Source organism: Pseudoxanthomonas sp. LjRoot204_2 (assembly GCF_056175765.1).
The window spans coordinates 1-4654 of record NZ_JBGFFG010000273.1 but is presented as its reverse complement, the minus strand read 5'-3'; the positions used below and the strand labels follow the sequence as shown (position 1 = coordinate 4654).

The following is a 4654-nucleotide window of genomic DNA, read 5'->3' as shown; positions in this document are numbered from 1 at the left end:
GAATAGCGGCTGGATGTCCGGATAGTCCATGGCTGTTTGAGTTTCCGGTCGCGACTCACGTCGCTCCTACAGCCTTCCCGCGGTTACTCCGACGCCGCGCGGATCGCCGCCGGCAGCGCCGCGCTCTGGCCGGTCTGCGTGTCCATCCACWCCACCACCACGTTGCCGTCGGAATACAGCACGCTGTCGTCCTTCGCCGACACGATCCGGTGGCCGATGGTGACGCTGCTGGTGCCCAGCCGGTCGACGTAGAGCTCTACCACCACGTCGTTCGGCCACGTCAGGGGGCGCTTGTAGTTGATGTTGTTGGCGGCCACGACGGGGGCGATGCGGTCGGTCATCGACACGTCCGGCACGGTCAGCATCCAGCGTACGCGCGCTTCTTCCAGATACGAGATGTACTTGGCGTTGTTGACGTGGCCCATGCTGTCCATGTCGCGCCAGCGCACGCTGATCGGAATCTTCGCCAGCAGCTTGCGGCCGGTATCGTGGGTGTCGCTCATCGGGCGGCCTTCTTCGTGGTGGACTTGGCGGTCTTCTTGGTGGCGGACTTGCGCGGCGGCAGGACGTCGGGCTTCGCGACGGCCGCAGGTTTGGTCGGCTTCGGCGCCTTGGCGGTGGGCAGCAGTTTGGCGAGGAAGCGACCCGTGTGCGAATCCGCATGCGCGGCAATGTCCTCGGGCGTGCCCGTCGCGAGGATCTGCCCTCCCCGGTGACCGCCTTCAGGCCCCAGGTCCACGACCCAGTCCGCGGTCTTGATGACATCCAGGTTGTGTTCGATCACCACGATGGTGTTGCCCTCGTCGCGCAGCTTGTGCAGCACGGCGAGCAAGTGCTCGATGTCGTGGAAGTGCAGGCCCGTGGTCGGCTCGTCGAGGATGTACAGCGTGCGTCCGGTATCGCGGCGCGAGARCTCCTTCGACAGTTTCACGCGCTGGGCTTCGCCGCCCGACAGCGTGGTCGCGCTCTGGCCGAGCTTGATGTAGCTCAGGCCGACATCCACCAGCGTTTCCAGCTTGCGGGCGATCGACGGCACCGGCTCGAACAGGGTCAGGGCGTCCTCGACCGTCATCTCCAGCACATCGTTGATGTTGTAGCCCTTGTAGAGGATCTCCAGCGTSTCGCGGTTGTAGCGCTTGCCGTGGCAGACGTCGCAAKSSACGTASACGTCCGGCAGGAAGTGCATTTCGACCTTGATCAGGCCGTCGCCCTGGCAGGCTTCGCAGCGACCGCCCCGCACATTGAAGCTGAAGCGGCCCGGCGAGTAGCCGCGCGCGCGCGCTTCCGGCACCTGCGCATACAGTTCGCGCAGCGGCGTGAACAGGCCGGTGTAGGTCGCGGGATTGGAACGCGGCGTGCGCCCGATCGGCGACTGGTCGATGTCGACGACCTTGTCGAACAGGTCCAGTCCCGTCACTTCGCGGTACGGTGCCGGCTTGTGCGAGGCTCCGTTGATCTCGTTGGCGGCGAGCGAATACAGCGTGTCGTTGATCAGTGTCGACTTCCCCGAACCCGATACGCCGGTGATGCACGTGAACAGGCCGGACGGAATGTCCAGGTCCACGTCCTTCAGGTTGTTGCCGGTGGCGCCACGCAGGTGCAGCGTCATCTTCGGGTTGGCCTTGTGGCGGGCCTTGGGCACCTCGATCCGACGCCTGCCGGAAAGGTACTGGCCGGTGAGCGAACGCGGTGCTTCCAGCAGGTCCTGGAGCGTTCCCTGTCCGACGATCTCGCCACCGTGCACACCAGCGCCCGGGCCGATGTCGAGCACGTAGTCGGCCAGGCGGATCGCGTCCTCGTCGTGCTCCACCACGATCACCGTGTTGCCCAGGTCGCGCAGGCGCGTCAGCGTGCCGAGCAGGCGCTCGTTGTCGCGCTGGTGCAGGCCGATGCTGGGCTCGTCGAGCACGTACATCACGCCCACCAGGCCCGCACCGATCTGCGATGCGAGTCGGATGCGCTGCGCCTCGCCGCCGGACAGGGTGTCGGCCTTGCGCTCCAGCGTCAGGTAATCCAGGCCGACGTCGACCAGGAACCCGAGGCGCTCCGCGATTTCCTTCACGATCTTCGCGGCGATCTCGCCGCGCCAGCCCGGCAGGTCGAGACCGCGGAAGAACGCCAGCGCTTCGTCGACCGGCAGCACCACCAGCGACGGCAGCGGACGGTCGGCGACGAACACGTTGCGCGCGGACTTGTTGAGGCGCGCGCCCTGGCAGTCGGGGCAGGGCCGGTCGCTGATGTACTTCGCCAGCTCCTCGCGCACCGCGGGCGATTCGGTCTCGCGGTAACGGCGCTCCAGGTTCGGCACGATGCCTTCGAAGCGGTGCTTGCGCTGCGTGCGTCCGCCCGATTCGGTGAGGTAGGTGAAGGTGATGACGTCTTCGCCGCTGCCGTACAGCACGGCCTGTTGCACCTTTGCGGGCAGCGACTGCCAGGGCGCATCGGTGTCGAACTGGTAATGCTTGGCCAGCGAGGCGATCAGCTGGAAATAGTACGCATTGCGGCGATCCCAGCCGCGCACGGCGCCGGCGGCCAGCGACAGTTCCGGATGCACGACCACGCGCGAGGGATCGAAGAACTGCGCAACGCCCAAGCCGTCGCAGGTCGGGCAGGCGCCGACCGGCGAATTGAACGAGAACAGGCGCGGCTCCAGTTCCGGCAGCGAGTAGTCGCAGACCGGGCAGGAGTACTTCGACGAGAACAGCAGCGGTGCGGTTTCCGGTTGGTCCAGGGACATCACCTGTGCCATGCCGTCGCCCAGCTTCAGCGCGGTCTCGAAGCTCTCGGCCAGGCGCTGCTTGAGGTCCTCGCGCGGCCGGAAGCGGTCGATCACTGCCTCGATGGTGTGTTTCTGGCGCAGCGCCAGAGCCGGCACGGCGTCGATCTCGTACAGCTCGCCGTCCACGCGCACGCGCACGAAACCCTGCGCGCGCAACTGGTCGAACACCTGCGCATGCTCGCCCTTGCGCTCGCGGATCACCGGCGCCAGCAGCATGTAGCGCTGCTCGCCGTCGAGCGCCAGCACCTGGTCGACCATCTGGCTGACGGTCTGGGCTTCCAGCGGATAACCGTGGTCCGGGCAGCGCGGCAGGCCGACACGTGCGTACAGCAGGCGCAKGTAGTCGTAGATCTCGGTGATCGTGCCGACSGTSGASCGCGGGTTGYGGYTGGTSGAYTTCTGMTCGATCGAGATCGCCGGCGACAGGCCTTCGATGTGGTCCACATCGGGCTTTTCCATCACCGACAGGAACTGCCGCGCGTACGCCGACAGCGATTCCACGTAGCGGCGTTGGCCCTCGGCGTAGATGGTGTCGAACGCCAGCGATGACTTGCCGGAACCGGACAGGCCGGTGAWCACGATCAGCTTGTCGCGCGGCAGGTCGAGATCGATGTTCTTGAGGTTGTGGGTACGGGCTCCGCGGATGCGGATGAAGTCCATGGCCATCGGGTGGGGGATCCGGAAGCGAACAAGGAAGCGTAGCGATCTGCCTAGGTGGGGGCAAATACCGCCATTGCCAGCGAAACGAGGGGGAAGGGTAGGTGGGCAGTCAGCATGGGCACTCACGGGCTCCGTGCGGGGCAGCCGCTAGGAGGTCATCGGGCGATGTCGCAGCGCCGTCCTCCCGGCGCATCCAAGTGGCTGAGTTACAAGGGAATGCGATGCCATCGTGCAGGGCGGAGGGGGAAGCGGGACCCGCCAGCATGGGCGTCCATGCGGACAGTTCCGGTCCGCAAAGCGCGAGCGGATGGCCGCGCGGCTCGCGACGCAGGGGTCGGTTGACCGTAACCCCATGAATCCACTAGAATTCCGCTTCTGTTCGCCCTCGATGGCGGGCAGGCTCCAGAAAATAACTACAGAAACCAAGGAATCCACATGTACGCAGTCGTAGTCACGGGCGGTAAGCAGTACCGCGTGATGAAGGGCGAGACGCTCCGCGTCGAGAAGCTCGAGGCCGAAGCCGGCAATGAGCTCACCTTCGACAACATCCTGATGCTGGGCGATGGCGAGACCATCAGCCTGGGTGACGCCCTGAAGGGCGCCACGGTCACCGCGAAGGTCGTCGGCCATGGCCGCGCCGACAAGGTGCGCATCATCAAGTTCCGCCGCCGCAAGCACCACATGAAGCGTCAGGGTCACCGGCAGCACTACACCGAAATCGAAATCACCGGCATCAACAAGTAAGGAGAAGCAGTCATGGCACATAAAAAGGGCGTAGGCTCATCGCGCAACGGCCGCGACTCCAACCCGAAGATGCTGGGCGTCAAGGTGTTTGGTGGCCAGGCGATCGACGCGGGCAACATCATCATCCGCCAGCGCGGCACCCAGTTCCATCCGGGTCCGGGCGTCGGCCTGGGCCGCGACCACACGCTGTTCGCGCTGGTCGACGGCAAGGTCGAGTTCTCGATCAAGGGCGCCAAGAAGCGCCGCACCGTGAGCGTGGTGACGGAAGCCTGAGGCTTTCGCACACGTCGAGCGAAGGGCCCCGCCGCGTGCGGGGCTTTTCGTTTCGAGACCCGGCAATGATCGGGCAGCGCACCCGCTTCTCCCACTCTCCACTCCCGAACCCCACTCCCGGCTCTCATGAAACTCGTAGACGAAGCAGAAATCCTGGTCGGCGCCGGCTACGGCGGCAACGGTTGCGTGGGCTTCCGG

General features: G+C 65.7%; 4 protein-coding genes. 2 read left to right on the top strand and 2 right to left on the bottom strand.

Annotated features, from left to right (window positions below):
• Positions 1–83: 83 nt before the first annotated feature.
• Both AC04L7_RS12780 and uvrA read right to left on the bottom strand, forming a co-directional pair.
• A complete protein-coding gene (locus AC04L7_RS12780) occupies positions 84–503 on the bottom strand; it encodes an acyl-CoA thioesterase (protein WP_475513133.1) in 420 nt (139 codons plus the stop codon).
• Positions 500–3445 carry an excinuclease ABC subunit UvrA gene (gene uvrA / locus AC04L7_RS12775; protein WP_475513132.1) on the bottom strand — a complete coding sequence of 982 codons (2946 nt, stop codon included), beginning with the start codon at positions 3443–3445 and terminating at the stop codon, positions 500–502. Before uvrA ends, AC04L7_RS12780 begins: the two co-directional genes overlap by 4 nt.
• A gap of 429 nt (positions 3446–3874) precedes the next feature.
• Here uvrA and rplU point away from each other — a divergent pair, with 429 nt between their 5' ends.
• Together rplU and rpmA are read left to right on the top strand one after the other, a co-directional pair.
• Entirely contained in the window at positions 3875–4183 is a 309-nt protein-coding gene (gene rplU, locus AC04L7_RS12770; RefSeq protein ID WP_055935657.1) for a 50S ribosomal protein L21, read from the top strand.
• Between the two features lie 12 nt (positions 4184–4195).
• Complete coding sequence (gene rpmA, locus AC04L7_RS12765) at positions 4196–4456, top strand: 50S ribosomal protein L27 (protein WP_142123858.1); 261 nt, start codon at positions 4196–4198, stop codon at positions 4454–4456.
• Positions 4457–4654 lie beyond the last annotated feature (198 nt).

Coding starts and splice junctions, on each gene's coding strand:
- rplU (WP_055935657.1), top strand. CDS start 3,875: ATGTACGCAGTCGTAGTCACGGGCGGTAAGCAGTACCGCGTGATGAAG.
- rpmA (WP_142123858.1), top strand. CDS start 4,196: ATGGCACATAAAAAGGGCGTAGGCTCATCGCGCAACGGCCGCGACTCC.